The 26,689-nt window shown below is 65.2% G+C and carries 25 protein-coding genes and 1 other RNA gene; 16 read left to right on the top strand and 10 right to left on the bottom strand.

What is annotated here, in order from left to right; genetic code table 11:
* Nucleotides 1-76: 76 nt before the first annotated feature.
* The 3 genes from fumC to C8N34_RS06905 all read right to left on the bottom strand — a co-directional run bounded on the left by fumC (nucleotide 77) and on the right by C8N34_RS06905 (nucleotide 3,378).
* Nucleotides 77-1,471, bottom strand: a complete 1,395-nt coding sequence (gene fumC / locus C8N34_RS06915) for a class II fumarate hydratase (protein ID WP_108128293.1) — start codon at nucleotides 1,469-1,471, stop codon at nucleotides 77-79.
* Nucleotides 1,472-1,597: 126 nt separating this feature from the next.
* Complete coding sequence (locus tag C8N34_RS06910; RefSeq protein WP_054301815.1) at nucleotides 1,598-2,059, bottom strand: SspB family protein; 462 nt, start codon at nucleotides 2,057-2,059, stop codon at nucleotides 1,598-1,600.
* 83 nt (nucleotides 2,060-2,142) lie between these two features.
* Entirely contained in the window at nucleotides 2,143-3,378 is a 1,236-nt protein-coding gene (locus C8N34_RS06905) for an aminotransferase class V-fold PLP-dependent enzyme (RefSeq protein ID WP_108128292.1), read from the bottom strand.
* A 237-nt stretch (nucleotides 3,379-3,615) separates the two neighbouring features.
* On the opposite strand from C8N34_RS06905, the gene C8N34_RS06900 reads away from it, so the two are divergent.
* The 5 genes from C8N34_RS06900 to C8N34_RS06880 all read left to right on the top strand — a co-directional run bounded on the left by C8N34_RS06900 (nucleotide 3,616) and on the right by C8N34_RS06880 (nucleotide 9,017).
* Entirely contained in the window at nucleotides 3,616-4,662 is a 1,047-nt protein-coding gene (locus C8N34_RS06900) for an extracellular solute-binding protein (protein WP_108128291.1), read from the top strand.
* A gap of 54 nt (nucleotides 4,663-4,716) precedes the next feature.
* Nucleotides 4,717-5,070: a transfer-messenger RNA gene (ssrA, locus tag C8N34_RS06895) on the top strand.
* 131 nt (nucleotides 5,071-5,201) lie between these two features.
* Nucleotides 5,202-5,870 (top strand): phosphoribosylformylglycinamidine synthase subunit PurQ, encoded by a 669-nt coding sequence (gene purQ / locus C8N34_RS06890; protein ID WP_108128290.1) that lies wholly within the window; start codon nucleotides 5,202-5,204, stop codon nucleotides 5,868-5,870.
* Nucleotides 5,871-5,920: 50 nt separating this feature from the next.
* Nucleotides 5,921-7,684 carry a sensor histidine kinase gene (locus C8N34_RS06885; RefSeq protein WP_054301811.1) on the top strand — a complete coding sequence of 588 codons (1,764 nt, stop codon included), beginning with the start codon at nucleotides 5,921-5,923 and terminating at the stop codon, nucleotides 7,682-7,684.
* A 7-nt stretch (nucleotides 7,685-7,691) separates the two neighbouring features.
* Nucleotides 7,692-9,017, top strand: coding sequence for a sigma-54-dependent transcriptional regulator (locus C8N34_RS06880; protein WP_054301810.1), 1,326 nt, complete (start codon nucleotides 7,692-7,694; stop codon nucleotides 9,015-9,017).
* A 3-nt stretch (nucleotides 9,018-9,020) separates the two neighbouring features.
* Here the strand turns inward: C8N34_RS06880 and C8N34_RS06875 are convergent, their stop codons facing one another.
* Nucleotides 9,021-9,992: a calcium-binding protein gene (locus C8N34_RS06875; protein WP_158640455.1), complete on the bottom strand. Its 972-nt coding sequence runs from the start codon at nucleotides 9,990-9,992 to the stop codon at nucleotides 9,021-9,023.
* Nucleotides 9,993-10,426: 434 nt separating this feature from the next.
* On the opposite strand from C8N34_RS06875, the gene C8N34_RS06870 reads away from it, so the two are divergent.
* On the top strand, nucleotides 10,427-13,273 hold the full coding sequence (locus tag C8N34_RS06870; protein WP_108128365.1) for an Rne/Rng family ribonuclease: 2,847 nt from the start codon (nucleotides 10,427-10,429) through the stop codon (nucleotides 13,271-13,273).
* A 44-nt stretch (nucleotides 13,274-13,317) separates the two neighbouring features.
* Here C8N34_RS06870 and C8N34_RS06865 read toward each other — a convergent pair whose 3' ends face one another.
* On the bottom strand, nucleotides 13,318-13,566 hold the full coding sequence (locus tag C8N34_RS06865; RefSeq protein WP_108128364.1) for a sulfurtransferase TusA family protein: 249 nt from the start codon (nucleotides 13,564-13,566) through the stop codon (nucleotides 13,318-13,320).
* A 136-nt stretch (nucleotides 13,567-13,702) separates the two neighbouring features.
* Here C8N34_RS06865 and C8N34_RS06860 point away from each other — a divergent pair, with 136 nt between their 5' ends.
* From C8N34_RS06860 to C8N34_RS06850, 3 genes are all read left to right on the top strand, one after another.
* Nucleotides 13,703-14,458, top strand: coding sequence for a cytochrome c biogenesis CcdA family protein (locus C8N34_RS06860; RefSeq protein WP_054301808.1), 756 nt, complete (start codon nucleotides 13,703-13,705; stop codon nucleotides 14,456-14,458).
* A gap of 120 nt (nucleotides 14,459-14,578) precedes the next feature.
* Nucleotides 14,579-15,826, top strand: a complete 1,248-nt coding sequence (locus C8N34_RS06855; protein WP_108128363.1) for a hypothetical protein — start codon at nucleotides 14,579-14,581, stop codon at nucleotides 15,824-15,826.
* Nucleotides 15,823-17,202, top strand: coding sequence for a cytochrome P450 (locus C8N34_RS06850; protein WP_108128288.1), 1,380 nt, complete (start codon nucleotides 15,823-15,825; stop codon nucleotides 17,200-17,202). Before C8N34_RS06855 ends, C8N34_RS06850 begins: the two co-directional genes overlap by 4 nt.
* Nucleotides 17,203-17,253: 51 nt before the next feature.
* Here the strand turns inward: C8N34_RS06850 and purS are convergent, their stop codons facing one another.
* Complete coding sequence (purS, locus tag C8N34_RS06845; RefSeq protein ID WP_054301806.1) at nucleotides 17,254-17,493, bottom strand: phosphoribosylformylglycinamidine synthase subunit PurS; 240 nt, start codon at nucleotides 17,491-17,493, stop codon at nucleotides 17,254-17,256.
* 12 nt (nucleotides 17,494-17,505) lie between these two features.
* On the bottom strand, nucleotides 17,506-18,282 hold the full coding sequence (locus C8N34_RS06840) for a phosphoribosylaminoimidazolesuccinocarboxamide synthase (protein ID WP_054301858.1): 777 nt from the start codon (nucleotides 18,280-18,282) through the stop codon (nucleotides 17,506-17,508).
* Between the two features lie 193 nt (nucleotides 18,283-18,475).
* Between C8N34_RS06840 and C8N34_RS06835 the strand changes: the two genes are divergently transcribed.
* Genes C8N34_RS06835 through C8N34_RS06825 form a run of 3 tightly spaced genes read left to right on the top strand, consistent with a single transcriptional unit; the run spans nucleotide 18,476 to nucleotide 20,270 of the window.
* Nucleotides 18,476-18,790: a DUF1476 domain-containing protein gene (locus C8N34_RS06835; protein ID WP_108128287.1), complete on the top strand. Its 315-nt coding sequence runs from the start codon at nucleotides 18,476-18,478 to the stop codon at nucleotides 18,788-18,790.
* A 60-nt stretch (nucleotides 18,791-18,850) separates the two neighbouring features.
* Nucleotides 18,851-19,864: a betaine--homocysteine S-methyltransferase gene (bmt, locus tag C8N34_RS06830; RefSeq protein ID WP_108128286.1), complete on the top strand. Its 1,014-nt coding sequence runs from the start codon at nucleotides 18,851-18,853 to the stop codon at nucleotides 19,862-19,864.
* Nucleotides 19,821-20,270, top strand: coding sequence for a DUF4260 domain-containing protein (locus C8N34_RS06825; protein ID WP_108128285.1), 450 nt, complete (start codon nucleotides 19,821-19,823; stop codon nucleotides 20,268-20,270). Before bmt ends, C8N34_RS06825 begins: the two co-directional genes overlap by 44 nt.
* On the opposite strand, the gene C8N34_RS06820 is transcribed toward C8N34_RS06825, so the two are convergent.
* Entirely contained in the window at nucleotides 20,252-21,340 is a 1,089-nt protein-coding gene (locus C8N34_RS06820; protein ID WP_108128284.1) for a PA0069 family radical SAM protein, read from the bottom strand. The genes C8N34_RS06825 and C8N34_RS06820 overlap by 19 nt on opposite strands.
* Before the next feature lie 153 nt (nucleotides 21,341-21,493).
* On the opposite strand from C8N34_RS06820, the gene C8N34_RS06815 reads away from it, so the two are divergent.
* The 4 genes from C8N34_RS06815 to C8N34_RS06800 all read left to right on the top strand — a co-directional run bounded on the left by C8N34_RS06815 (nucleotide 21,494) and on the right by C8N34_RS06800 (nucleotide 24,751).
* Nucleotides 21,494-22,186: a corrinoid protein gene (locus C8N34_RS06815; protein WP_054301802.1), complete on the top strand. Its 693-nt coding sequence runs from the start codon at nucleotides 21,494-21,496 to the stop codon at nucleotides 22,184-22,186.
* A gap of 99 nt (nucleotides 22,187-22,285) precedes the next feature.
* Nucleotides 22,286-22,939: a DUF1638 domain-containing protein gene (locus C8N34_RS06810; RefSeq protein ID WP_108128283.1), complete on the top strand. Its 654-nt coding sequence runs from the start codon at nucleotides 22,286-22,288 to the stop codon at nucleotides 22,937-22,939.
* A 47-nt stretch (nucleotides 22,940-22,986) separates the two neighbouring features.
* Nucleotides 22,987-24,363 carry an FAD-binding oxidoreductase gene (locus C8N34_RS06805; protein ID WP_108128282.1) on the top strand — a complete coding sequence of 459 codons (1,377 nt, stop codon included), beginning with the start codon at nucleotides 22,987-22,989 and terminating at the stop codon, nucleotides 24,361-24,363.
* The gene (locus tag C8N34_RS06800; RefSeq protein ID WP_054301799.1) at nucleotides 24,350-24,751 is read left to right on the top strand and encodes an SgcJ/EcaC family oxidoreductase; all 402 of its coding nucleotides are present in this window, start codon (nucleotides 24,350-24,352) and stop codon (nucleotides 24,749-24,751) included. The genes C8N34_RS06805 and C8N34_RS06800 overlap by 14 nt, the downstream gene beginning before the upstream one ends.
* Here C8N34_RS06800 and C8N34_RS06795 read toward each other — a convergent pair whose 3' ends face one another.
* Both C8N34_RS06795 and recN read right to left on the bottom strand, forming a co-directional pair.
* Nucleotides 24,752-24,916, bottom strand: coding sequence for a DUF3563 family protein (locus C8N34_RS06795; protein WP_082400751.1), 165 nt, complete (start codon nucleotides 24,914-24,916; stop codon nucleotides 24,752-24,754).
* A 110-nt stretch (nucleotides 24,917-25,026) separates the two neighbouring features.
* Nucleotides 25,027-26,670, bottom strand: a complete 1,644-nt coding sequence (recN, locus tag C8N34_RS06790) for a DNA repair protein RecN (protein ID WP_108128281.1) — start codon at nucleotides 26,668-26,670, stop codon at nucleotides 25,027-25,029.
* Nucleotides 26,671-26,689 lie beyond the last annotated feature (19 nt).

Below are 26,689 nucleotides of genomic sequence, written 5' to 3'. Positions count from 1 at the left end.
TTCGATGCTTGATTCGATGCTTGAAACGCTCCACAGGAGCGTTTCATCGGGGGCGCCTTACGCGCCCGACCTCATCTCACCCCTTCGGCGAGATCATGTCTTCGGGGCGCACCACGCGGTCGAAGGTTTCTTCGTCCACGAAGCCCAGCGCGATCGCCTCTTCCTTCAGCGTCGTGCCGTTCTTGTGCGCGGTCTTGGCGACCTTGGTGGCATTGTCATAGCCGATGGTCGGCGCCAGCGCCGTCACCAGCATCAGGCTTTCCTTCATCAGCTTGTCGATGCGCGCCACATTCGCCTGCGTGCCCACCACCATATTGTCGGTGAAGGCCGAAGCCGAATCGCCCAGAAGCTGCATGGATTGCAGCACGTTGTAGGACATCATCGGGTTGTAGACGTTCAGCTCGAAATGCCCTTGCGAACCTGCGAAACCAACGGCAGCGTCATTGCCCATGACATGCGCGCAGACCATGGTCAGCGCCTCGGCCTGTGTCGGGTTCACCTTGCCAGGCATGATCGAGGAGCCCGGCTCGTTCTCTGGCAGGATCAGCTCGCCCAGACCCGAGCGCGGGCCGGAGCCCAGGAGGCGCAGGTCGTTGGCGATCTTGAACAGGCTCGCCGCCACCGTCTTCAGCGCGCCGGAGAACATGACCATGGCGTCATGCGCGGCCAGCGCCTCGAACTTGTTCGGAGCGGTGACAAAGGGCAGCCCGGTGATTTCGGCGATCTGCGCGGCCACACGGGTATCCCAGCCCACACGGGTGTTCAGCCCGGTGCCGACGGCGGTGCCGCCCTGCGCCAGTTCGTAGATATGCGGCAGGCACATCTTCACCCGCTCGATCCCGCGCTCCACCTGCTTGGCATAGCCCGAAAACTCCTGACCCAGCGTCAGCGGCGTCGCATCCTGCGTATGGGTGCGGCCGATCTTGATGATGTCCTTGAATTCCTCGGCCTTGGCAGCCAGCGCAGCATGCAGCTTTTCCAGCCCCGGCAGCAGCACGTCACGCGCCAGCATCCCGATGGCGACATGCATCGCGGTCGGGAAGGTGTCGTTCGAGGACTGGCCCATGTTGCAATGGTCGTTCGGGTGAACGGGTTTCTTCGACCCCATCACGCCGCCCAGCATCTCGATCGCGCGGTTCGAGATCACCTCGTTCGCGTTCATGTTCGACTGGGTACCCGAGCCGGTCTGCCAGACCACCAGCGGGAAGTTGTCGTCAAACTTGCCCTCGATCACTTCGGTCGCGGCGGCGGCAATGGCGTCGGCCAGCTCGGCAGGCATGTCGCCCTGCGCCTTGTTCACCAGAGCACAGGCCTTCTTGATAACGCCCAGCGCCCGGATGATCGGCACCGGCTGACGTTCCCAGCCGATCGGGAAGTTGATGATGGAACGCTGCGTCTGTGCGCCCCAGTATTTATCGGCAGGAACTTCCAGCGGGCCAAAGCTGTCGGTTTCGGTGCGGGTGGCGGTCATGGGCAAGCCTCCTTGAAAGGTTGGCTTCTTCTAGGCGGCACCGCGCGCGAAATCAATTGGTATACGGATGTATACCGCTAACAGGCCGGAAATTCCGGCCCGAAGAAGACCCGACAAAATGCCGGATTACTTGCGGAACTTGTCGAGGCTGACAACCTCGGCCTCGCGCGGGCGTTCTTCCGGCGCGGCGGCTTCTTCCTCGCCGTCTTCCTCATCCTCTTCGTCGTCTTCGTCCTCATGCGTTTCAAAACGCAGGCCGAATTCGACCGAAGGATCGACGAAAGTGCGCACGGCGTCGAAGGGGATAATCAGCGGTTCGGGGCTGTTGCCGAAGTTCAGCGTGACGGAAAACCCTTCGGGCGTGACCACAAGGTTTTCAAACCAGTGCTGGAGAACAACGGTCATTTCATCGGGGTAACGCGCACGCAGCCAGTCGGCGATCTCGACGCCCGGATGATTGGTGTCGAAGGTAATAAAGAAATGGTGCGCACCGGGCAGACCATGTTCGGCCACATCCTCCAGCACGGTCTGGATCAGACCCCGCATCGCGCGGTGCATCAGGTTGCCATAGTCGATCGTGCGCGCCATTCGGTCCCCTCTCGTCTTGCCCCCACCATAGGGCCGGGTCGCGCGGTTGGAAAGGGGCTTACCCGCCCCTTTCCACGCAAGGGTCAGAGCACGCGGTCCAGTGCGCCCATCAGTTTCTGCACCTCTGCGGCGGTGGTGTAGTGCACGAAGCTGAGCCGGAGCACGCCGCGGGACAGATCGACGCCCAGGGCCTCCAGCGGCCGGACGGCATAGAAATCGCCGCCACCGGCCATGATGCCATGCGCGGCCAGCGCTGCCGCCACCGGCTCGGCCGGGCGGTCCAGCGCAACGGCGACTGTAGGTGCGCGGCCAGCCGCCTGACGCGGGCCGATCAGCCGCAGATCGTTGCGCGCGGCCAGATGATCCAGCAGCGGTTGCAGAACCTCTTCCTCATGTGCGCGCATGAGCGCGTGGACCGCATTGTTGCGCGCCAGCGGCGTGGCATGCGCCGCCTCGCCATGATGGTGGGTGTAAAGTGCGTCGATATAATCGGCCATCCCCGCACAGGCCGCGACCTGCGCATGATCCGGCCCGGCCGGGGTGAAGCGCTTGTAAAGCGTGCCGCCATTGAAGAAATGGGCCTGATTGGGCAGGGTTTCCCCGAACTTGCGGCGGATCACCATGATGCCCTGATGCGGGCCATAGGTCTTGTAGGCGGAAAACAGGTAGACATCCGCCCCCAGCGCCGCCATGTCAGGAAAGCCGTGCGGCGCGTAGCTGACGCCATCGACACAGGTGAAAGCCCCCGCCGCATGCGCCATGGCGCAGATTTCGGCCACCGGATTGATCTCGGCCACCACGTTGGAACAATGTGGGAAGCAGACCAGCTTGACGCGGCCGTCCTCCAGCAGCGGCGCCAGCGCGGCCGGGTCCAGATGGCCGGTCTGCGGGTCGATACGCCATTCCCGCACCTCGATGCCCTCGTCCGCCAGACGGCGCCAGACCCCGCTGTTGGCCTCGTGATCCTGGTTCGTCACGACGATAGCGGCCTTCTTGCCGCGCAGCCATTGCCGTACTGCATTGGCCAGCACGAAGGTATTGGCGCTGGTCGAGGGGCCGAAGGACAGTTCGTCCCGTTCTACCCCCATCATCGCGGCAAGCCGCGCACGGGCTTCATCCATCTCGGCCCCGCCCAGTTGACTGGCTTCGTAGGGCGCATAGGGCTGCACCTTCCGGTCATGGTAAAAGCGGAACAGCCGGTCGATCACCGGCTTGCAGGTGTAGGAACCGCCCGCATTCTCGAAAAACGCCTGCCCCTGAAGCGCCGCGCTTTGAAACGCCGGAAACTGGCGGCGCACGAAATCAATATCCAGCGGCATATCACCCTCTTGCTGATGTTCCGGCGCGATCCTGACCCAGAGCCGCAGACACCGCAAGCGCCACAGCCTTCACCCGGCACCGCCTGCGCCGATTTTTTGATCAAAATGCGCATTTTTTCGCAACCCCAGACCCCGGAAGCGGAATTTCCGCTTGAGACACCGAATCCCCTCGCTTAGCTTCGTCCCCGACATGGCCGCTTGGGGGAGTGGGCCGTGACCAACAGCCGAGGAACACCCATGACCTTTCGCAGCCTTATCCTGTCCAGTGCCGCCGTCCTGCTGGCCGCGCCCGCCCTTGCCGCCGACCCGGAGTTCACCGTGCTCGACTGGGCCGGCTGGGAAATCGACGGCGTTCTGACCAGCTATGTCGCCAAGAATGGCGACAAACCCACCTACAGCTTCTTCGCCGATGATGACGAAGCGTTCCAGAAAGCCTCGTCCGGGTTCAAGACCGATGTGGTCCACCCCTGCGCCGCCCATGTCGGGCGCTATCGCGACGCCGGGCTGATCGAGCCGTGGGACCCGGCCAAGATCCCGGAATTCGGCAATATCGCGCCGCGCCTGCTGAACTCGCCTATCTTCAAGGACGACGCGGGCGTCTGGTTCATCCCGACCGATTACGCTTACACCGCCATCGCCTACAACACCAAGGAAGTGCCTGAGGCCGATGTGGCCTCGCTTCAGGTGTTCAAGGACCCGAAATACGCGGGCCGCATCTCGCTGCCGGACAGCACCGACGATGTGTGGTCTCTGGCCTTCCTCGCCACCGGCCTGACCCAGTGGGACAATGTGACGGACGAGCAGTTCAAGGCCGCTGCCGACTGGCTGCGCGAAGTGCATCCGAATGTCCGCGCCTACTGGTCCGACCCGGCCGAAATGGCACAACTGATGGCCACGGGCGAGGTTCTGGTGGCCTGGTCGTGGAACGACGGCGTGGCGACGCTGAAGGCCGAGGATTTCCCGGTCGGCTTCCAGCGCACCCCCACTGAGGGCGCGACGACCTGGTTCTGCGGCTATGTCAACATGAAGGACGCGCCCGGGAAGGAAGACAAGGCCTATGACTTCATCAACAGCCTGCTGGCGCCCTCGTCGGCTCCGGCACTGCTGGAAGAGCTGGGCTATGCACTGTCGAACGACGCTGCGATGAAGGAAATCCCGGCCGAGGAGCTCAAGGCGGCTTACGTCGATCCGGTCGAGGGGCCGATTCTGGCTCAGACCCCGGTTCCGGCAGAGATGCGCGCCAAGATGATCGAGGAATTCGAGGCGATCAAGGCGGGCTTCTGATCCACGCCATCCTAACGAAAGGCCCGGTGCATGCGCCGGGCCTTTTTCATTGCGCCGCTTGCGCCCCCGCCCCGCCCCGCCTATATCTGGCGCGTTCGGGTTCGCCCGGACTATGGCGATAAACGCACCTGTAATAAACGGATCGGACCCGGGGGCGGTACCCGGCGGCTCCACCATTCACCGCTCGTTGGGCGTGGCGGGGGCCGAAACAGGATCGACGGACGTCTAAAGAGGCCAGCTTTCGCTCGGTGAGGTACCACCGTTATCGGTCCAAAAGTACAGTTGCCAACGACAACCGTGCTCCGGTCGCTCTGGCTGCGTAAGCAGCTCGGGTAACCGAAACTTAAGTCCTTACGCTTAGCCGCCTAAGGCGGGGCCCGCCGGAGCCTGGCAACAGAATCCGGCACCTTTCCCTTCTCATTTCCGCAGCATCCGCCCGCGAAGGGGCTGGAAGCGGCAGGGGCTTTGCGTTATGGGCTGCGCATCCTCGGCCGCCGCGCTTTTGCTGCCCTGCGGCCTGCCCCTGAAAGGATCGCCCGATGAAAGCCGCCGTCGTCACCTTCCCCGGTTCCAACTGCGACCGCGACCTTGCCGTCGCCTTCGAAAAGGCAGGGGCCGAGGTCGTGCGCATCTGGCACAAGGACAGCGAACTGCCTGCGGGCGTCGATGTCGTGGGCGTGCCGGGTGGCTTTTCCTTTGGTGACTATCTGCGCTGCGGCGCGATTGCCGCGCAATCGCCCATCGCCCCCGCGGTCAAGGCCCATGCCGACCGGGGCGGCTATGTTATCGGCATCTGCAACGGCTTTCAGGTGCTGACCGAAATGCACCTGCTGCCGGGCGCGCTGATGCGCAATGCGGGGCTGAAATTCATCTGCAAGCCGGTAGAGATGACCGTGGCCACCACCGACAGCGCCTTTACCGCAGGCTACAGCGCCGGCCAGAAGGTCAGCTTCCCGGTCGCGCATCACGATGGCAACTATACCGCCGATGTCGAAACGCTGGCGCGCCTGAAGGGCGAGGATCGCGTGGCCTTCCGCTACACCGCCAATCCCAACGGCTCGATGGAGGATATCGCAGGTATCCTTTCGGCCAACCGCCGCGTGCTGGGCATGATGCCCCACCCCGAACGCGCGGTCGAGGCCGCGCAGGGCGGGGCCGATGGCGCGGCGCTGTTTGCGGCGCTGGTCGGCAAGATGGCGCTGGCCTGACGCGCTGCGGCCTTGAGGCCCCCCGGCGCCGCGCCTAGACTGCGCCGATCATGCAGGACGCCGCACCCGAGCCCGAGATGAAAGCCGAAAACGCCGGGATTTCCTGGCGCCTGAAGCTTGTCGTGCTGCTGCTGGTCATCTTCGGCGCCGTTGTGGTTCTGGTCACCAACCGCTGGCTGTCGGAACGCTTTACCGAAGTCACCCGCAACCGGGCCGAACTGCGGCTGGCACTTTACTCCGGCAACATGATTTCGGAGTTGCAGCGCACCTCGGTGGTGCCGCTCTTGCTGGCGCGCGACCCCGAACTGATCGGCGCGCTGACGCGGAAGGAATATTCCGCCACCTCCGCCCGCCTCATCTCGTTTCAAAGCGAGATCGGCGCCGCCTCGATCATCCTTCTGGATGCCGAGGGACGGATCGTCGGCGCGACCAACCGCAACCAGCTTGGCGCCAACCTGCGCAGCGCGCCCCAGTATATCGAGGCGCAGCGGGCCAAAGACACGATCTTCACCGTGGCCCCGCGCGAAACGCCGGGCTTCGATTTCACCTATTCCCGCGCCGTCCGGTCTGACAATCAGGTTCTGGGCGTCATCGTCGTCGCGGTCGATCTGATGAAATATGAACGCGCCTGGGCCGGGTTGCAGGATGCGGTTCTGGTGACCGACAGCGAGGGCACGGTGCTTCTGGCCACCGAACCCCGCTGGCGTGGCCTGCCGCTGGCCCGCGCGCTGGAGGCGCGGGATGCGCCCTCTGCCATCCGCCGCGCGCTCCAGGGCGCCGCCGACTGGGCGCAGGAACCGCCGGACGCCTATCTCAGCGGCGAGGCGGTGATGAAGACCGAAACCCGCGTCGCCTTCCGCGGCTGGCGCATCATCACCTATACCGCCTACGATTCGGTGCGCGAGCGGGTGAATGGCGTCATCGCGCTGGAAATCATGGGTTTTGCCATCCTGCTGGCCGTGACCTTCTACATGCTCTCACGCCGCGCCTGGTCGCGCAGCGTCACCTATCAGCGCGAAAGCGCGGAACTGCGGCTGCTGAACGCCCGGCTGCAACGCGAGATCGCGGAGCGCGAGAAGGTGCAGAAGAACCTTGCCGTGGCGGAACTGACGCTGGCGCAATCGTCGAAACTCGCCGCCTTGGGCGAGATGTCGGCGGCCGTCAGCCACGAGCTCAACCAGCCGCTTGCGGCGATGAAAACCTATCTGGCGGGCGCGCGGCTGCTCTTGCAACGCAAACGGCCGGAGGAGGCACTGTCTTCCTTCCAGCGCATCGACGATCTGATCGACCGCATGGGCGCGATCACCCGGCAACTGAAATCCTATGCCCGCAAGGGCGGCGAGGCGTTCGAGCCGGTGGACCTGCGCAACTCTGTCTCCAACGCACTGGCGATGATGGAACCGCAACTGAAGGCGCGCACCGTGCGCATCACCCGCACCCTGCCCCGCACGCCCGTCATGGTGATGGCCGACCGGATCCGTCTGGAACAGGTCATCATCAACCTTCTGCGCAATGCGCTGGACGCCACGAAGGAAACCCGGCAGCCGCAGATCGACCTGCTGCTGTCGGCGGGGGAAACTGCAATCCTGAACGTGCGCGACAACGGGCACGGGATCAAGGAACTCGAAAACGTGTTCGAGCCTTTCTACACAACCAAGAAACCCGGCGAGGGGGTGGGGCTGGGCCTTGCCATCTCCTCGGGGATCGTCACCGACCTTGGCGGCCGGCTGACCGCGCGGAATGCGGACGGCGGGGGGGCTGTATTCGAAATGCAGCTTCCCATATTGACCGGCGAAGCCAGGGCAGCAGAATGAGGACCAAATGGCCCGTGCAATGAAGATCGCCATCGTGGATGACGAGGCGGACATGCGCCAGTCGATCAGCCAGTGGCTTGCCCTTTCGGGGTTCGACACCGAAACCTATGGCAGCGCCGAGGATGCCCTCGCCGCCATTACCGGCGATTTTCCGGGCGTGATCGTCTCAGACATCCGCATGCCCGGCATGGATGGCATGGCCTTCCTCAAACGCCTTATGGGGATGGACAGCGCGCTTCCGGTCATCATGATCACCGGCCATGGCGACGTGCCCATGGCGGTAGAGGCGATGCGTCTGGGCGCCTTCGACTTTCTGGAAAAGCCGTTCAATCCCGACCGGATGACCGAACTGGCAAAGCGCGCCACTCACGCGCGGCGCATGACGCTGGACAACCGGGCACTGCGCAAGGAACTGTCCGACGGCTCCACCATCATGAAGAAGCTGATCGGTGCCTCCCCCGCGATCGAACGGCTGCGCGAGGATATTCTCGATCTAGGTCAGGCCGACAGCCATGTGCTGATCGACGGCGAGACCGGCACCGGCAAGACGCTGGTCGCCCATGCGCTGCATGCCGTGGGGCCGCGGGCGTCGAAGAAATTCGTCACCGTCTCCTGCGCGGCCTGGTCCGAGGATCAGCTTGCCGCCAAGCTGTTCGGCCCGACCGAAGATGGCGTGCCGCTGGTGGAAGAGGCGCGCGGAGGGACGCTGTGTCTGGAAGATATCGAAAGCCTCAGCCACGCGCTGCAATCGCGCCTGCTGACCATGATCAACGATCAGGGCACGCCGCCGGAAACCCGCGTCATCGCCATCTGCAACGAACACGCCCCCGACAAGACGCTGGAGCAGCTTCTGCGCAGCGATCTGTTCTACCGGCTGGGCGCCATGACCATCGTGCTGCCGCCCTTGCGCGCGCGGGGCGAGGACATTCTGACGCTGTTCACCCGCATGTCGGAACAATTCGCCGAGGAATATGGCTGTGACGCCCCGCCGGTGACCGCGCAGGAGGCCGCGCAACTGTTGCAGGCCCCCTGGCCAGGCAATGTGCGCCAACTGGTGAACATCGCAGAACGGGCGGTGCTGCAAAACCGGCGCGGCTCCGGCTCCATCGCCTCGCTTCTGATGGCGGATAACGAGGCGGCAGGCCCGGCGATGACCACAGAGGGCAAGCCGCTGAAGGAATATGTGGATGCTTTCGAGCGGATGCTGATCGACAACACCATGCGTCGCCACAAGGGCAGCATTGTCGCGGTGATGGAGGAACTCTGCCTGCCGCGCCGCACCCTGAACGAGAAAATGGCGAAATACGGGCTTCAGCGCTCGGATTATACCTGAGCGTTACAGCAGAAGATTGTCAGCACTCAGCCCGGTGACGGCAAGCAGGCGGATTTCCAGATCCGCCGCTCCGTCGCCAGTGACATCGGCCCGCAGCAGGGTATCGGCGCCATCGGTATCGAACCAGACGGCGCCGGGCCCGAAATGCAAAGGCTGATTGCCTGGCAGGTCGGCGTCAGCGTCGATCCGGCGCAGGTCGATGACGTCGCGGGAAGGGTCGAAGCCGCTCAGACTGTCCGCCGCCCCTGTCGCACTGTCCGACACCGCACGCAGCACCACGGTATCGCGCGCAACGTCGCGGCCAAGGCCGATCAGATCCGCCCCGGCGCCCCCCGTCACCACATCCGCTCCGCGCCCGGCACGCAGCACATCCGCCCCAGCCCCGCCCGACAGCGTATCGGCCCCGCCCGAGCCGACCAGCGTATCGTTCCCCGCCGCGCCTGACAGCCGGTCCCGCGCCAATCCGGCACGAATCACATCATTCCCGACAGTCCCGGTCACATCCAGCGACAGGCCACGCTGCCACTCGCCGTCAACCTCCACCCCGAACAGCACGTTACGGGCAAAGCCCGGAAAGGCGGTCAGCCCCACGTCCCCGAACTTCGCCGACCAGTCGCGCCCGTCCCCGATGATGTATAGCAGCGTCCGAATGTAGGAATTGCTGTTCTGTTCGGTCAGGATGAAATCGGTCCCCGCGCCACTTTCAGCCAGCGCATCGCGCAGCCTGACCAGCAGTTCCCAGACATGCGCGCCATCCTGCGCGGGGCGCAACGGCAAGGGCAAACGCCCATAAAGCTCGCCCTCTTCCGGCAGGTTGTGCGGCTGTCCTGCCGGCCGGAAATCCCAGTTGCCCCAGGCCAGAAACCCCTGCGGCTGCACCTCGATTTCCACCCATTCCCCCGCCAGACGGCGCAGGATCTGCAAATGGCCATTGTTGGCGACCACCTGATCCCCCGCCACGAACAGTTGCACCATCGTCCACCCCCGCTGTCGCCCGGATCGAATCCCCGGCAATTTTGCCATTGTATTTTGAGGGCACCTCCCCTTATTGTCACGCGACGGGTGCCATTTCGTTACATGCGAAGCCCCGCAAACCAGTTTCGCTGCCGGAAGCGCGGGTGGGGCCAAGGGTCCGACAGCGCTGATCCCCGCAGAAATCACTGGCCGAAAGGCCGCCAATTCGCCGGTCGCCCTGGTGCCCGGCGCATCATTTGGGTGCTTCGTCACCCGGGACTACGAACCGCGATGAGCCGCGCGCCTGATGCACTGATGACCGACGGGGGGCTTTCGCGCCTGCCTGCGGCCTGCGCATGCCGCAGCCACGCCCTTACAAGCCGCCATCTGCCCGCCCGCATCTTCCACGGTACCCCCGACGGAGGGGTGGACGGGCCATGGCGCAATGGAACACCATGGCCAAGAAAATGCTCATCGACGCCACGCACCCGGAGGAGACCCGGGTTGTCGTGGTGGACGGAAACAAGGTCGAGGAATTCGACTTTGAGACGGTAAACAAGCGTCAGCTTCAGGGAAACATCTACCTCGCGAAAGTCACGCGGGTGGAACCCTCGCTTCAGGCGGCTTTCGTCGATTACGGCGGCAACCGCCACGGATTTCTGGCTTTCGCCGAAATTCACCCCGATTACTATCAGATCCCCGTCGCAGACCGGAAGGCGCTGATCGAGGAAGAGCGCGCCCTCGCCCGCGCCGAGGAAGAGGAAGAGAACCGCAGCCGCAAGCGGCCGTCCTCGCACAAACGCCCTGCCCCGAAAGCCGAAGCCGCTGTGGCTGATGCCGTTGTGCATGCCGAGGCCCCGCAGATCACGGGCATGGATGTCGTCGATCTGGGCGAGGAAACCGGCGCGGATGCACTGTTCAGCGCAGCGGAACCCGTTGCCGCTGAAAGCCGCGAAGCGGATGACCAACCCACCTTTGACACCGCCCCCGAAACCGACAGCGCGGAGACCGAGACCGCCGCCGAGGACGAGGCCGAAGCCCCCGTCGATGACGAGATTGAATCGGTTGCCGAAGAAGACGTGACCGAAGAAATCCGCGCGCCGCGTAAACCGCGCCAGCGCCGCTACAAGATCCAGGAAGTCATCAAGGTGCGCCAGATCATGCTGGTGCAGGTGGTGAAGGAAGAACGCGGCAACAAGGGCGCCGCGCTGACCACCTACCTCAGCCTCGCGGGCCGCTATTGCGTGCTCATGCCCAATACCGCGCGTGGCGGTGGCATCAGCCGCAAGATCACCAATGCCGCCGACCGCAAGAAGCTGAAGGAAATCGCAGGCGAGATGGAGGTGCCGGAAGGCGCCGGCCTGATCATCCGCACGGCGGGGGCCAAGCGCACCAAGCCGGAAATCCGCCGCGATTACGAATATCTCATGCGCCTGTGGGAACAGGTCCGCGAGTTGACGCTGAAATCCATCGCCCCCGCCCCGATCTACGAGGAAGGCGATCTGATCAAACGCTCGATCCGCGACCTCTATAACCGCGAGATCGAGGAAATCCTGGTCGAGGGCGAAACCGGCTACCGCACCGCCAAGGATTTCATGCGCATGATCATGCCTGCCCATGCGCGGGTGGTGCAGCGCTATACCGATCAGATGCCGCTGTTCGCGCGCTTTCAGGTGGAAAGCTACCTTTCGGGCATGTTCAACCCGGTCGTACAGCTGAAATCCGGCGGCTATATCGTGATTGGCGTCACCGAGGCGCTGGTGGCGATCGACGTGAACTCGGGCCGGGCCACCAAGGAAGGCTCGATCGAGGATACGGCGCTCAAGACCAACCTTGAGGCGGCGGACGAAGTGGCGCGCCAGCTCCGGCTGCGCGACCTTGCGGGCCTCATCGTGATCGACTTCATCGACATGGAAGAGCGGCGCAACAATGTCGCGGTCGAGAAGCGCCTGAAAGACAAGCTGAAAACCGACCGCGCGCGCATTCAGGTCGGTCGCATCTCGGGCTTCGGCCTGATGGAGATGAGCCGCCAGCGCCTGCGCCCCGGCATGCTGGAATCGACGACCCAGCCCTGCGCTCATTGCCACGGCACCGGCCTGATCCGGTCTGACGACAGCCTCGCGCTGACCATCCTGCGCGCGCTGGAGGAAGAAGGCACCCGCAAGCGCAGCCGCGAGGTGCTGCTGAAGGCGCCGGTCGCGGTGATCAACTATCTGATCAACCACAAGCGCGAACATATCGCGCTGATCGAGGCGCGCTATGGCATGGCGGTCCGGCTGGAGGCCGACCCGCATCTGATCTCGCCCGATTACAGCATCGAAAAGTTCAAAACCGCCACCCGCATGGTGCCCGAACCGTCTTCGGTGATCTCGGGTAATGCCGCACTGATGGGCGCCCCGGTGGATGAGGACGAGGACGATCCGGAACTGCCGCTGGACGAGGATCTGGACGAGGCGGAAGCCGAAGCCGAGACCGAGGCGCGGGAAGAAGGCGCAGGGAATGGCGAGGGTGGCTCGAAGAAGAAGCGCCGCCGCCGTTCGCGCCGTCGGGGTGGCTCCAAGTACAAGGAAGGCGGGTCCGAGGCAGAAGCCGGGGACGACGCCGCCGATGAAGGCGCAGACGAGGAAGGTGCTGAGGACGAAGCTGCCGCTTCGCAACCCGAGCCGCTGACCGAGACGCCGGAAGCTCCGGCTGAAGCTCCTGCCCCCGTGGCCGCAGAGGCAACCGAAGCTGCCGAAACCGTTGCCGCAGAGACCCCGGCCGAGGCTGCACCGCAGAAGCCCAAGACCACGCGGAGCCGCAAGGCCCCAGCGAAGGACGGCGAGGCGAAGCCTGCTGCGAAGAAGACCACCACCTCGCGCAGCAAGTCCAAGGCCAAGGCTGCCGAAGCGGAAGTGCCCTCAGAGGGCGAGGCTGCGGCACCGGCCGAGGCGGACGAACCCGTCAAGACCAAACCCGCCGCCAAGCCCCGCAGCACTGGCTCGCGCAGCAGCAGCGCCAAGGCAAAGGCCAAGGCCGCAACCGCGGAAGAGCCCGTGGTTGCCGAAGCGCCGCAGACCGAAGCTCCGGTTGTCGCAGAAGCCGCCGCTGCCGCAATCCCCGTCGCCGCCGTGGCGGTGACGAGCGAACCGGCTCAAACCGAACCGGCGCCGGTCGCCGCACCAGAGCACCCCGCGCTGCAAGCCGATCCCGGCGCGCTGGAAACCGCTGCCGCCGTTCAGGCGGACCCGGCCGAGGCAGAGGCGCCCGAAGCCGACGACGACCGGCCCAAGCGCAGCGGCTGGTGGTCGGTGAACCGCTGACACGGCCGAAAAGACCAGAACGCCGGGCATCTGCCCGGCGTTTTTCATTCCGGTTCGGGCCGGTTCTCTCCTCGGCGGATGAAATGGGCGGTGGCGGCCCCCTCGGGCACCGCGCCAAGATAGGCATGCCCCGCGCCGGTGCAGAAATGCGGCAGGTCTACGGCGGCCATGCCATCGGTCGCCCGCACGCGCAGCACCTGTCCGGGCCGCAGCGCCATCAGCCGCTTGCGCGCCCGCAAGACCGGCAGCGGGCACAACAGCCCTTCGCAATCCAGATCGACATCATATTCCATGCGCCCGGCATAGACCCGCGCGCGCATCCGCACCAGATGAAACGCATCTGACGGCTTAGTGATGCACCGCGACGAGTCGCCCCGGTGACGACCGGGCGGCTTTGGTCTATCACCATCCCGACAGGACGGAGACCTCATGTTCGGCATCGACATATTTGACGCGGGCCTGTTGCCCGCCATGATCGTGGCGCTGGCCGGGGGCATTCTGTCCTTCCTCAGCCCCTGCGTGTTGCCTATCGTGCCGCCCTACCTTGCTTATATGGGTGGGATTTCCATGCCCGAGCTGCGCGACGGCCAGGCCGCCGCACGCCGCCGCATCATCCTGCCCGCGCTGTTCTTCGTGCTGGGCCTGTCGACCGTGTTCCTGTTTCTGGGCTTCACCGCCTCGGCCTTCGGTGCTTTCTTCCTGAAAAATCAGGAAATCTTCGCCCGCATCTCGGGCGCGGTGGTCATCGTGCTGGGCCTGCATTTCCTTGGCCTGTTCCGCATTCCGATCCTTGACCGCGAGGCACGGCTGGATGCGGGCGACCGGGGCGGCTCGGCCGCCGGGGCCTATCTTCTGGGTCTTGCCTTCGCCTTCGGCTGGACCCCCTGCATCGGCCCGCAACTGGGCGCCATCCTCTCTCTGGCCGCGAACGAGGCCAATCTGGCGCGCGGCACTGCGCTGCTGGCGGTCTATGCGCTGGGTCTGGGCCTGCCCTTCCTGCTGGCCGCCATTTTCATCGAGCGGGCGATGGGCGTGATGACCCGCCTGAAACCCTACATGAAGACCATCGAGCGGATGATGGGCCTGCTGCTGGTCCTCGTGGGGCTGGCACTGGTGACAGGCGCGCTGTCAGATTTCTCGTTCTGGCTGCTGGATACTTTCCCCTTCCTCGCCACGCTGGGCTGACCCGCCTGCTCCGCCTGCCCCGCCTGCCCCGCCGGGCTTGGCCTTTGCTCTCCCAGCCGCTACCCTATTTTCGCCAGATTGGCCCGGCAGGCTGCCCGCCGGAGGATGCGGATGCGCGATATGCAGGATGATCAGCCGAACGACCCGAAGGATGGTGGCACATTCCGCCGTCGGGTTTTCTATATTCCCGGCTACGATCCCATCCACCCGCGCCGCTACCGCGAATTATACCGCAAGGAAGGCGCGGCACAGGCCACCCTCTCCGGCAATACGCTGGAACTGAAGCCCAAACGCGTGCGCGGCCCCTATGGCTGGCAGGTGCGGGCCACGGTCGAGGGGCAGCCGGTCGAAGCCGATATCGAGGTGCTGGTCTGGTCGGACATCGTGCGGCATTCGATGCGCAATTCGATCCCGGCGACCTATGTGCAGCTTGTACGCACCGCGTGGGCCTATATCGGTTCCGGCGCGCTGTTCCGGCTGATGCGGCTGCGCAAGGGGCCGATCATCGCGGCACTTTACCCCATCGTTGCGCTGCTGCTGCAACTGGTGCTGGCGCTGGCCGTCGGGGGCGCTCTGTGGTGGATCACCCGTAGCGTGCTGCCCGGCTGGCCGGGGCGGATCGGCGGTTTTGCCCTGGGCCTCGCCGTGGCCGGGCTGATCCTGCGCTGGTTCAAGCGCAAGGACGGCAAGTTCTATGCCTATTACCTGATGCACGACTATGCTTTTTCGGCCCAGTCGAAAGGCGCCAACCCGCCGGAGCTTGAGGCCCGTATGACGGCCTTTCGCCACACCATTGCCGAGGCCCTGACCGGCCCCTATGACGAGGTGCTGGTGGTCGGCCATTCCTCGGGCGCGCATCTGGCGGTGTCGATCCTTGCCGACCTGATCCGCGAGGGGATGCCGGAGCAGCGCCCTGTGCTGTCTTTCCTGTCACTGGGCCAGGTGGTGCCCATGGTCAGCTACCTGCCCGAGGCGAAGCGCCTGCGCGGCGATCTTGCCTTTCTTTCCACGCGCCCCGAACTCACATGGATCGACGTGACGGCCCCCGGCGACGGTTGCGCCTTCGCGCTCTGCGATCCGGTGGCGGTGTCGGGCGTGGCACCCGAAGAACAGATCTGGCCACGCATCTATTCCGCGGCTTTCACGCAGACCCTGAAGCCCGAAACCTGGGCGGCGTTGAAGCGGCGCTATTTCCGGCTGCACTTCCAGTACCTCTGCGCCTTCGACAACCTGCCCGGCGCCCCATGGGATTACGACTATTTCCGCGTTACCGCCGGGCCACTGACGCTGGCGGACAGGTTTGCCGGACGGCCCGAGTCGAAAAGCCGCATTGACCGTGCCGCCAACCGCTTTACCACGGTGGCATGACCGCAGCGCCGCCCCTGCCCCCGAAGCCGCCCGCCCGCCCCGACCGGGTGTCGCTGTGGCGCTATCTGCGGCTGTTCCGGCGTGACATCCTCTCGGCCCAGCCCGCCCGGCTTTACCGGGCATGGATGGCCGAATTCCGCACCCCGTTCTTTCGCAGCTACATGTGCAACGACCCGGCACTGGTCGATCTGGTGCTGAAAGAGCGTCCCCGCGATTTCCCGAAATCCAACCGCATCCGCGAGGGGTTGACCCCGCTTCTGGGCAATTCTGTCTTCGTTACCAATGGCGAGACATGGGAACGCCAGCGCCGCATCATCGACCCCGCCTTCGAAGGCGGCCGCCTGCGCGATACCTTCCCCGCCATGCGCGCCGCGGCCGAGGCGATGCTGGCCCGGCTCGCCCCCCGCGCCGATGGCAAGCCGGTAGAGATGGAGTTCGAGGCCAGCCACGCCGCCGCCGACGTCATTTTCCGCACGCTGTTTTCCATTCCCATCGAGGATGCGACCGCCAGTGCAGTGTTCCACGAGTTCCGCCGCCACCAGCAGGAGCAGCCGATCCTGAACCTCGCGGCCTTCCTGCCGCTGCCGCGCTGGATGCCGCGTTTTCACAGCCGTACCACCCGCCAAACGGCCGCCCGTATCCGCCAGCTCATCGAAAGCCTCACCGCGGCCCGCGCCGCCGAAATCGCCACGGGCACCGCGCCGGATGATCTGGCAACCAAGATCATGACCTTCCCAGACCCGCAGACCGGCTCACGCTTTGATACCGCCGAAATGGTGGATCAGGTGGCGATCTTCTTTCTGGCGGGGCATGAGACCTCGGCCTCTGCCCTCGCCTGGGCTCTTTATCTGCTGGCGACACACCCCGACTGGCAGGAAAGACTGGCAGCCGAAGCACAGGAGCAACTGGGCGAAACCGCGGATTTCACCGTGATGGGGCGACTGAAACTCGCCCGCGCCGTCTTCCGCGAGGCGATGCGACTTTACCCGCCGGTGCCGATGATGGTGCGGCAAACCCGCTGCCCGGTGCGCCTGCGTGACCGCGAGGCCCCGGCTGGCGCGCAGATCGTGCTGTCACCATGGCACCTGCACCGCCATGAACGGCTGTGGGACAATCCCGACGGTTTCGACCCCGCACGGTTTGAGACGGAAAACGGGCGCGAGGGGCTGCGCCATGCCTATATCCCCTTCTCAGCCGGGCCGCGCGTCTGTCCCGGCGCGGGCTTTGCCATGGTGGAAGGGCCGCTCCTGCTGGCAATGGTGCTGCGCGATTTCCGCCTGACCGCCCTACCCGACCGCGTGCCGGTGCCCGCCGCGCATCTGACGGTACGGTCTGCCAATGGAATCTGGCTGAAACTGGAACGGCGCACGAGCTGACCGCCCGCGCGCCGCAAATCTTTTCCCGAAAAGATTTGCGGCGCGCGGGCGTCAGATCAATTCGACCGAATATTTCTCGATCACGGTATTGGCCAGCAGCTTCTCACACATGGCCTTCACCTCTTCCTCGGCCCTGGCGCGATCCGTCGCGGTCAGGTCCAGTTCGATCACCTTGCCCTGACGCACCGCCTCGACCCCTTCGAAGCCGAGCGTACCCAACGCGCGGCGCACGGCCTCGCCCTGCACATCCAGAACGCCGGTTTTCAGCATCACGGTCACACGCGCTTTCATCGTCAGGGCCTTTCAGTTGATGAGGGTCGGCTTGGTGGTATGGGTCACGTTGGAGGGCAGAACGCCCAGCCGCCGTGCGAGTTCTGTATAGACATCATTCAGCGGACCGGGCTCGCGCACCTGCCCTTCGCGGTCCGGGGTTTCCAGCCCGCGCAGATCCCACAGGCGGCAATTGTCGGGGCTGATCTCATCGGCGACGATCAGGCGCATGTAATCGCCTTCCCAGATCCGGCCGACTTCGATGCGGAAATCCATCAGCCGAACGCCGACACCCAGCATCACGCCCGACAGGAAATCGTTCACCCGCAGTGCCAGCGCAACCATATCGTCCAGATCCTGCTGGTTGGCCCAGCCGAAGGCGACGATATGTTCTTCGGCGACCATGGGAGAGCCGAGCTTTTCGTCCTTGTAGTAATATTCCACGATCGGCCGCGGCAGGGCGGTGCCTTCGGGAATGCCAAGGCGTTGCGAGATATCGCCTGCGGCGAAGTTGCGCACCACCACATCCACCGGCAGGATTTCCGCCATGCGGACAAGCTGTTCGCGCATGTTCAGCCGCCGCATGAAATGCGTCGGCACGCCGATGGCATTGAGCCCGGCCATGAAGAATTCGGACAGGCGGTTGTTCAGCACCCCCTTGCCTTCCAGCCCCTTCCCTTCGGCCCCCTGAGCAGGTGCCTGTTCGGACTGGGCGGCATCATCCTTGAAATACTGGATCAGGGTGCCCGGCTCCGGCCCTTCGTAAAGGATCTTCGCCTTGCCTTCGTAGACCTTCTTCCGACGTGCCATGAACTTTCCCGAATCGCGCTGGGGCGGAAGGTATTGCACCCCCGCCCGTCTGCGCGCGTCATAGTGGAAGCGCCGCGCCGCCGCAAGGTTTAGCGCCATCGCCCGCCCGGTCCCTCCTCTCGGCCCTTGCGGCAGGGGCCACGGGCGGGCATATGGAAGGAAACCGGAACCAATTCATTCAGGGGGCCTTGCCATGACCACCTTCGACGACCGCGAACAGGCATTCGAAGCCAAATTCGCCCATGACGCCGACATGCAGTTCAGGGCCGAAGCCCGCCGCAACAAGCTGGCCGGCCTCTGGGCTGCCGGGCTGCTGGGCAAATCGGGTGACGAGGCCGCCGAATATGCGATGACCATCGTCGCCGCCGATTTCGAGGAAGCGGGCTCCGAAGATGTGGTGCGCAAGCTGTCCGCAGATCTGGGCGACCGCGCCAGCGCCGATGCGATCCGCGCCAAGCTCGCCGAGCTGCTGCCGGTCGCCAAGGCGCAGCTGATGTCGGAACAGTAATTCCCTATCTCCGATTTCCCGGCTGCCCGGCGTTCGGGCAGCCTACCCTTGCGAGGCGATATGACCGACGCACTTTCCCGCCTTCTGGCGTCGCGCGACTGGCTGATGGCCGATGGCGCAACCGGCACCAACCTGTTCAACATGGGGCTGTCCTCGGGTGATGCCCCCGAATTGTGGAACACCGATCAGCCCGAGAACATCCGCGCGCTGTATCGTGGCGCGGTCGAAGCCGGGTCCGATATTTTTCTGACCAATACGTTCGGCGGCAATGCCAGCCGTCTGAAGCTGCACGGGGCGCAGGGCCGCGTGCGCGAGCTGAACCGCGTGGGTGCCGCCCTTGGCCGCGAGATCGCCGATGCCTCGGGCCGCACCGTTGTCGTCGCGGGTTCGGTCGGTCCGACCGGCGAGATCATGGCACCGATGGGCAGCCTGACGCATGAGCTGGCGGTGGAGATCTTCCACGAACAGGCCGAAGGCCTGAAGGAAGGCGGCGCCGATGTTCTGTGGGTGGAAACCATTTCGGCCCCCGAAGAATTCAAGGCCGCCGCAGAGGCAGCAGCGCGTGCCGATATGCCCTGGTGCGGCACCATGAGCTTTGACACCGCGGGCCGCACCATGATGGGCGTGACTTCGGCCGATCTGGCGACGCTGGTGGAAAAGCTGCCGAACCCGCCGCTGGCCTTCGGTGCCAATTGCGGCGTGGGGGCCTCCGACCTCATGCGCACCGTTCTGGGTTTCTTCGCCCAGGGCACCGAGCGTCCGGTGATCGCCAAAGGCAATGCCGGCATCCCGAAATACAAGGATGGCGCCATCGTCTATGACGGCACGCCCGAGTTGATGGCCGAATATGCCGTGCTGGCGCGCGATGCCGGTGTGCGCATCATCGGCGGCTGCTGCGGCACCATGCCCGAGCATCTGCGCGCCATGCGTGCCGCGCTGGAAAGCCGCCCCAAGGGCCCGCGCCCGACGCTGGAGGATATCTCTGCGCATCTGGGCGGCTTCTCCTCCGCGTCGGACGGCACGGGCGAGGATGCGGGCAGCGCGCGGCGAGAGCGGCGCGGGCGGCGTGGCTGACCGGCGCATCTGCGACCGGGGCACGATCCTTTGGCAGAAAGCCGAGGGCGCGGGGGTATTCCTCTGCGCCCTTCTGTTATATTTCACAGGGCCACAGCCGCTGCCCATGGTCACGCTGCTGCCGCTGTTCCTTGCCCCGGACCTGAGCTTTTTTGCCTATCTGGCCGGGCCGCGCATCGGGGCCTTCGGCTATAACTGCGTTCACAATTATGGGTTAGGGGCACTGCTGCTGGCTCTGGGCAACTGGTTCCAGACTGACCTGATGGCAAGTCTTAGGCTGCTCTGGCTCGCGCATGTCGGCTTCGACCGGATGCTGGGTTACGGGCTGAAAGAGACGCGGGGCTTTGGCTTCACTCATCTGGGGCGTATCGGCAAAGCCCGTCCCGTTCAGAACAGCGACAACTGATCACCCGCACGCGGTGGCGGGCGAAACAGGTCGCGGCGCAGCGGCGGTTGCGGCACGGTCAGCCCCAGCCGCGCCACCGCCTTGTCAAAACGCTGCGCCACAAGGTCGGACCAGATCCCCTCGCCCCGCATGCGGCGCCCCCATTGCGCATCGTAAAGCTTGCCGCCGTGCAATTCGCGGATGCGCGCCAGCACCTTTTCGGCCCGGCCCGGCACCCGCGCACGCAACCATTCCTCGACCAGAGGGGCCACCTCCAGCGGCAGGCGCAGCATGATCCAGCTCGCCGCCACGGCCCCGGCATCGCGGGCGGCGGACAGGATCGCCTCAAGCTCCGGGTCGGTCAGGCCAGGGATAACCGGCGCCACCATGACGCGCACCGGCACCCCCGCTACGCTGAGACGGCGGATCGCCTCCAGCCGCCGGGCAGGTGTGGGTGCGCGCGGCTCCATCGCGCGGGCCAGGCCTGCATCCAGCGTGGTGACGGTGATCCCCACCCGCGCCAGCCCCAGCGCCGCCATGGGCGCCAGCAGGTCCAGGTCACGTTCGATCAGCGCGCCGCGCGTGGTGATCGCCAGAGGGTGCTGCCAGTCATGCATCACCTGCACCACCTCGCGCGTGACGCGATAGGTCTTTTCCACGGGCTGATAAGGGTCGGTATTGGTGCCAAGCGCCAGCGGCGCCACGACATAGCCCTTGCGGCCGATCTCGCGTTCCAGCACCGCGCCAATACCGGGACGCGCGATCAGCCGGGTCTCGAAATCCAGCCCCGGCGAAAGGTTCAGATAGGCGTGGGTCGGACGGGCGAAACAATAGATGCAGCCATGCTCGCAGCCACGATAGGGGTTTACGCTGCGGTCAAAGGGCAGATCGGGCGACTTGTTCCAGTTCAGCGCCGAACGTGGCCGTTCCACCTGCACCTCGGTTTCCAGCAGCCGCTCCTCCTCGACCAGATCCCAGCCATCATCTTCCGCCACGCGGCGTCCGGGTTCAAACCGGCCGCTTTCATTCGCCAAGGCGCCACGCGCACGCAGACGCAGTTCCGGCCTGAGGGTGGTGTCTTTTCCGGTCATTTCCGAATTAGAACATAAAGCGAACAAATCGCAACCCCCCGTCCGACGATTCGGGCCGCTGTCGTCTTTGTTCAGCCCGATGTCGCAAAGCGAAAAGTCCCCGCGTCGCTTCCGTCGCATTGAAGCGATAACACTTTCCGCAGGAGCGCGCCGATGGCCGACGAAGACGATATCATCCTGTCCGAACTGAATGACGAAGAGCTTGTCCTTCAGATGCATGACGACCTCTATGACGGTCTGAAGGAAGAGATCGAAGAGGGCGTGAACATCCTGCTGGAACGCGGCTGGGCCCCCTATGACGTGCTGACCAAGGCGCTGGTCGCTGGCATGACCATTGTCGGCGCCGACTTCCGCGACGGTATCCTGTTCGTTCCCGAAGTGCTTCTGGCAGCCAACGCCATGAAAGCGGGCATGGCGATCCTCAAGCCGCTCCTGGCCGAAACCGGCGCGCCGCGCATGGGCAAGATGGTCATCGGCACCGTGAAGGGCGATATCCACGACATCGGCAAGAACCTTGTCGGCATGATGATGGAAGGCGCCGGGTTCGAGGTGCTGGATCTGGGCATCAACAACTCGGTCGAGAAATACCTCGAGGCGCTGGAAGCCGAACAGCCCGACATCCTCGGCATGTCGGCCCTGCTGACCACCACCATGCCCTACATGAAAGTCGTGATCGACACGATGAAGGAAAAGGGCATGCGCGAGGATTACATCGTTCTGGTCGGTGGCGCACCGCTGAACGAGGAATTCGGCAAGGCGATCGGTGCCGACGCCTATTGCCGCGACGCGGCCGTGGCGGTGGAAACCGCAAAGACCATGGTTGCGCGCAAGCACAACACGCTCTGATCCCGCAGTCACTGCGGATCAAGGCCCCGGCGTGCGAACGTCCGGGGCCTTTTCGTTTCGGGGCCAGTCCCCATATCTCTGTCAGATACGGAGCCCGCGATGACCGACACGCTGCCCGACGATATCACCCTGACCGAGGCCGGGCTTGCGCCCGAGGCGCGCGCGGGCCGCGTGCTGCTGATCGCCTGTGGCGCACTGGCGCATGAGGTGCTGGCGGTGAAACGTGCGGGAGGCTGGGATCATCTGGATCTGCAATGCCTGCCCGCCAACCTGCATCTCTGGCCCGACCGCATTCCCGCCGCTGTGGAGCGCGCAGTCACCGAAGCAAAGGGCGCCTACCAGCAGGTCTTCATCCTGTACGCCGATTGCGGTACAGGCGGTCTCTTGCAGGAAAAGTGCAAGCAACTGGGTGTTGAGATGCTGGCAGGCCCGCATTGTTATTCGTTTTTTGAAGGCAACGCGCGGTTCGCCGAAATCGCCGAGACCGAGATCACCGCCTTTTACCTGACCGATTTCCTTGTCCGGCAGTTCGATGCCTTCGTCTGGCGGCCCATGGGCTTCGACAAACACCCCGAACTGATCCAGATGATGTTCGGCAATTACGACAAGCTGGTCTATCAGGCGCAGACAGACGACCCGGTTCTGGATGCCAGGGCGCAAGAGGCGGCGGAGCGGCTGGGGCTGGCCTATGAACGGCGCTTCACCGGATACGGCGATCTGGCCGTGGAAATCGAGCGGATTGCCGCGCGCTGAGGTGGCGCCCCCTTCCCCTCGCGGAGGCCCAGGCCTAATGTCGCGGCATGAATGACGCGCATTCCGAACTGTCCGCCCTGCTGGGCCCCCGCTACAGCCGCAGCGCCGCCGAGTGCGACGCCCATGCGCACAGCGAAACCCATGTCTGCGCCGGCCCGCCCGAGGGCGTGGCCTGGCCGGAAACCACCGGGGAGGTCGCGGCGATCCTGCGGATCTGCCACGCCCACCGCCTGCCCGTGGTGGGCTGGGGTGCTGGCACCTCGCTGGAGGGGCATGCGCTGGCCCTTCATGGCGGCATCTGCGTCGATTTCACCCGCATGACCCGCATCGTCGAGTTGCGCCCCGAGGATATGCTGGTGCGCGTGCAGCCCGGCATCACCCGCGAGGATCTGAACCGCGAACTCCGCGCGACGGGGCTGTTCTTTCCGGTCGATCCCGGCGCCAATGCAACGCTGGGCGGGATGGCGGCCACCCGTGCCTCGGGCACCACTGCGGTGCGCTATGGCACGATGCGACAAGCCGTGCTGGGGCTGGAGGCGGTGCTGGCCGATGGCACTGTCATTCGCACCGGCAGCGCCGCGCCGAAATCCAGCGCGGGCTATGACCTGACCGCCCTGCTGGTCGGGTCAGAAGGCACGCTGGCGCTGATCACCGAACTGACCCTGCGCCTGCACGGCCAGCCCGAGGCCGTCTCGGCTGCGGTCTGCGGCTTTGCCGATATGTCCGGCGCTGTCGATTGCGTGATCGAAACGATCCAGAGTGGCATTCCGATGGCGCGGATCGAGTTTCTCGATACCGCAGCCGTTGCCGCCTGCAATGCCCATGCCAGGCAGGATCTGCCTGCGATGCCGCATCTGATGGTGGAGTTTCACGGCTCTGCCGCAGGCGTTGCCGAACAGGCGCAGCGCTTTGGCGAGATTGCGGCCAGCCACGGCTCTGCCGGTTTCCGCTGGGCGGAAAAGACCGAAGATCGCAATGCGCTGTGGAAGATGCGGCACAATGCCTATCCGGCCTGCCTTGCCGCCCGCTCCGGCGCCACGGCCATCGTCACCGATGTCTGCGTGCCGATCTCGCGTCTGGCCGAGGCCGTGGAGGAAACCCGCGCCGACATCAAAGCCAGCGGCCTGCCCGGCCCGATTCTGGGCCATGTCGGCGACGGTAATTTCCATGCCATCCTCCTGATCGACCCGGCTTCGGCCGACGAACGCGCCACCGCCAAGGCGCTGGCCGCGCGCATGGCAGATCGTGCGTTACGACTGGGAGGCACGATCACCGGCGAACACGGGATCGGGATGGGCAAGCTTGATTACATGCCCGCCGAACACGGACCTGCCTGGGCGGCCATGGGCGCGGTGAAACGCGCGCTCGATCCGCTGAACCTGATGAACCCCGGAAAGCTGGTGCCGCCGCATGACCAAGGCTGAAACGACCACTGCCGATGATTTCGCCCGCGCCTTTGCCCGCGCCTGGACGGCCCAGGACGCCAAGGCGCTGGCCGATCTGATGGCCGAGGACGGCGATCTGGTCAGCCTGACCGGCCGCTGGGCGGAGGGCCGCAAGGATATCGCCGCGACCTTCGCCGCCGAATTTGCCGGAACGCTGGCCCGCGCCCGTCTGGTGACGGGGCGGGCCAAGCTACGGCAACTGGGGCCGCAGATTGCCGTGCTGCATCAACGCTTCGTGCTGTCCGGCCTGATCGACCCGCAGGGCGCGGATCTGGGCCGCGTCGGCGTGGTTCTGGTGGCGACGCTGATCATCACCCCGCAAGGCTGGCGGGCCGCCGCGCTGCAATTCTGCGCGGCGGAGGGTTGATCAGTAATAGTAAGCGAAATTGCGGCGGAACTTACCGGCGTCGATCTCGTGCTGCCGGTATTCCAGATCGTAGCGATCGCGCGCGCCTTCCAGATAGGCCATCTCCAGCTCCTCGGTGCTGGGGATACGGAAAGACCGCAGGAAGCGGGACATCTTGTTCATCATGGCAAAACCCTTTTGATGGTTCAGCCTCCCTGATCCCAAGATAGGTCAGCACACCTGACAGAACAATTGCAAACGGCGCCCTGCCGCCCTGCGCTTGCTGCAACGCAGCATCACCCGTCGAGCAGTGCCATCGCCGCAGCCCGCGCGGCATCCGACACGGTATCGCCCGCGAGCATGCGGCCAATTTCCTCGACCCGCGCTTCGGCGCCCAGCGGAGTGACGGTCGAAAGCGTCATGTCCCCCTCGACCCGCTTTTCCACCCGCCAGTGATGCGCCCCCAAAGCCGCCACCTGTGGACTGTGGGTGACGACCAGAACCTGAGCCCCCTCGGCCAGCGCCTTCAGGCGCCGCCCTACCGCGTCGGCGGTCGCGCCACCGACACCCCTGTCGATCTCATCAAAAATCAGCGTCATGCCGGGAGCGTCGCCGGTCAGGCAAACTTTCAGCGCCAGCAAAAAGCGACTGAGTTCCCCGCCACTGGCGATGCGGTTCAGCGGCCCGGCGGGCGCACCGGGATTGGTGGCGACGGTGAAAGCCACCGCATCCTGCCCCTCCGGCCCGGCCTCGCCCGGTCCGACCTCAGTCGCAAAGACCGCGCGTTCCATCTTCAGCGGTGCGAGTTCCGCCGCCATGGCGGCATCCAGCCGCCCCGCCGCCGCCTTGCGCGCTTCGGTCAGCCGCGCGGCCTCGGCCCCGTAGGCATCTTCTGCCAGCGTCACCTCGCGCGTCAGCCGCGCCACGATTTCAGCCCCACCATCCAGCGCCGCCAGACGATTGCGCAGGGTGATCGCGTGGGTGCCCAGATCGTCGGGCAACACGCCATGCTTGCGCGCCAGCGCACGAATGGCGAACAGCCGCTCCTCGATCGCCTCAAGCTCGGCAGGGTTGACGTCTAGCCCTGACAGGCAGCGTTCCACACCCTGCTGCGCTTCGGCCAACTCATGCAGCGCCCGGTTCAGCGCCGCCAAGGGAGCCTCCAGCGCGCCCTCGGCCTGATCGGCGGCCCCTTCCAGACGGCGCAGCGCATCGAACAGCAGACCCTCGGCCCCCTGATCGGACAGTGCTTCATGCGCCCGCGCGACATCGGAGCGGATTTTCTCGGCCGCCTGCATGGTGCGGCGACGGACGTCCAGCGTCGCCTCTTCGCCCGGCTCGGGATCAAGCTTGTCAAGTTCGGCAACCGCGTGCCGCAGGAAATCCTCTTCCGCCTGCACGGCGGCAAGCGCCGCCTGCGCCTCGTCCAGCCGCTTCCGCGCCCGCCCCAGAGCGCCCCAGGCAGCGCGCGCGGACGCCAGATCCAGCCCGGCGAAAGCGTCCAGCATCTGTCGGTGCCCCCGCGGGTTCAGCAAACCCCGGTCGTCATGCTGGCCATGCAGTTCCACCAGCGTATCTGACAGCGCCCGCAGCACCTCGCCCGACACACGGCGGTCATTGACCCAGGCGGTCTTACGGCCATCCGCATGGTTCACACGGCGGAAGATCAGCTCGTCCTCGGCCTCGATGCCATATTCCTCCAGCACTGCATGGGCGGGATGGCCCGGCGCCAGATTGAAAACCGCCGTCACCTCGCCCTTTTCGGCCCCAGCGCGCACCAGTTCGGCCCGGCCTCGCCAGCCAAGCACGAATCCCAGACTGTCCAGCAGGATCGACTTGCCCGCGCCGGTTTCGCCGGTCAGCACGTTCAGGCCCGGCTGGAACGCCAGCGCGAGCCTGTCGATGATAAGCATGTCGCGGATGTCGAGCGAGCGGAGCATCGTCAGTTCCAAAGAAAGG

Source organism: Gemmobacter caeni (genome assembly GCF_003054195.1).
In the GTDB taxonomy this organism is placed as follows: Bacteria; Pseudomonadota; Alphaproteobacteria; order Rhodobacterales; family Rhodobacteraceae; genus Gemmobacter; species Gemmobacter caeni.
Note: the sequence above shows the minus strand (reverse complement) of the source record. Positions and strands in the feature narration are given on the sequence as shown.

Coding starts and splice junctions, on each gene's coding strand:
- bmt (WP_108128286.1), top strand. CDS start 18,851: ATGACCGACGCACTTTCCCGCCTTCTGGCGTCGCGCGACTGGCTGATG.
- C8N34_RS06795 (WP_082400751.1), bottom strand. CDS start 24,916: ATGATGAACAAGATGTCCCGCTTCCTGCGGTCTTTCCGTATCCCCAGC.
- C8N34_RS06860 (WP_054301808.1), top strand. CDS start 13,703: ATGTTCGGCATCGACATATTTGACGCGGGCCTGTTGCCCGCCATGATC.
- fumC (WP_108128293.1), bottom strand. CDS start 1,471: ATGACCGCCACCCGCACCGAAACCGACAGCTTTGGCCCGCTGGAAGTT.
- C8N34_RS06880 (WP_054301810.1), top strand. CDS start 7,692: ATGGCCCGTGCAATGAAGATCGCCATCGTGGATGACGAGGCGGACATG.
- recN (WP_108128281.1), bottom strand. CDS start 26,670: ATGCTCCGCTCGCTCGACATCCGCGACATGCTTATCATCGACAGGCTC.
- C8N34_RS06815 (WP_054301802.1), top strand. CDS start 21,494: ATGGCCGACGAAGACGATATCATCCTGTCCGAACTGAATGACGAAGAG.
- C8N34_RS06840 (WP_054301858.1), bottom strand. CDS start 18,282: ATGGCACGTCGGAAGAAGGTCTACGAAGGCAAGGCGAAGATCCTTTAC.
- C8N34_RS06805 (WP_108128282.1), top strand. CDS start 22,987: ATGAATGACGCGCATTCCGAACTGTCCGCCCTGCTGGGCCCCCGCTAC.
- C8N34_RS06865 (WP_108128364.1), bottom strand. CDS start 13,566: ATGGAATATGATGTCGATCTGGATTGCGAAGGGCTGTTGTGCCCGCTG.
- C8N34_RS06910 (WP_054301815.1), bottom strand. CDS start 2,059: ATGGCGCGCACGATCGACTATGGCAACCTGATGCACCGCGCGATGCGG.
- C8N34_RS06905 (WP_108128292.1), bottom strand. CDS start 3,378: ATGCCGCTGGATATTGATTTCGTGCGCCGCCAGTTTCCGGCGTTTCAA.
- C8N34_RS06875 (WP_158640455.1), bottom strand. CDS start 9,992: ATGGTGCAACTGTTCGTGGCGGGGGATCAGGTGGTCGCCAACAATGGC.
- purQ (WP_108128290.1), top strand. CDS start 5,202: ATGAAAGCCGCCGTCGTCACCTTCCCCGGTTCCAACTGCGACCGCGAC.
- C8N34_RS06855 (WP_108128363.1), top strand. CDS start 14,579: ATGCAGGATGATCAGCCGAACGACCCGAAGGATGGTGGCACATTCCGC.
- C8N34_RS06835 (WP_108128287.1), top strand. CDS start 18,476: ATGACCACCTTCGACGACCGCGAACAGGCATTCGAAGCCAAATTCGCC.
- C8N34_RS06900 (WP_108128291.1), top strand. CDS start 3,616: ATGACCTTTCGCAGCCTTATCCTGTCCAGTGCCGCCGTCCTGCTGGCC.
- C8N34_RS06800 (WP_054301799.1), top strand. CDS start 24,350: ATGACCAAGGCTGAAACGACCACTGCCGATGATTTCGCCCGCGCCTTT.
- C8N34_RS06850 (WP_108128288.1), top strand. CDS start 15,823: ATGACCGCAGCGCCGCCCCTGCCCCCGAAGCCGCCCGCCCGCCCCGAC.
- C8N34_RS06820 (WP_108128284.1), bottom strand. CDS start 21,340: ATGACCGGAAAAGACACCACCCTCAGGCCGGAACTGCGTCTGCGTGCG.
- C8N34_RS06810 (WP_108128283.1), top strand. CDS start 22,286: ATGACCGACACGCTGCCCGACGATATCACCCTGACCGAGGCCGGGCTT.
- C8N34_RS06870 (WP_108128365.1), top strand. CDS start 10,427: ATGGCCAAGAAAATGCTCATCGACGCCACGCACCCGGAGGAGACCCGG.
- purS (WP_054301806.1), bottom strand. CDS start 17,493: ATGAAAGCGCGTGTGACCGTGATGCTGAAAACCGGCGTTCTGGATGTG.
- C8N34_RS06825 (WP_108128285.1), top strand. CDS start 19,821: ATGCGGGCAGCGCGCGGCGAGAGCGGCGCGGGCGGCGTGGCTGACCGG.
- C8N34_RS06885 (WP_054301811.1), top strand. CDS start 5,921: ATGCAGGACGCCGCACCCGAGCCCGAGATGAAAGCCGAAAACGCCGGG.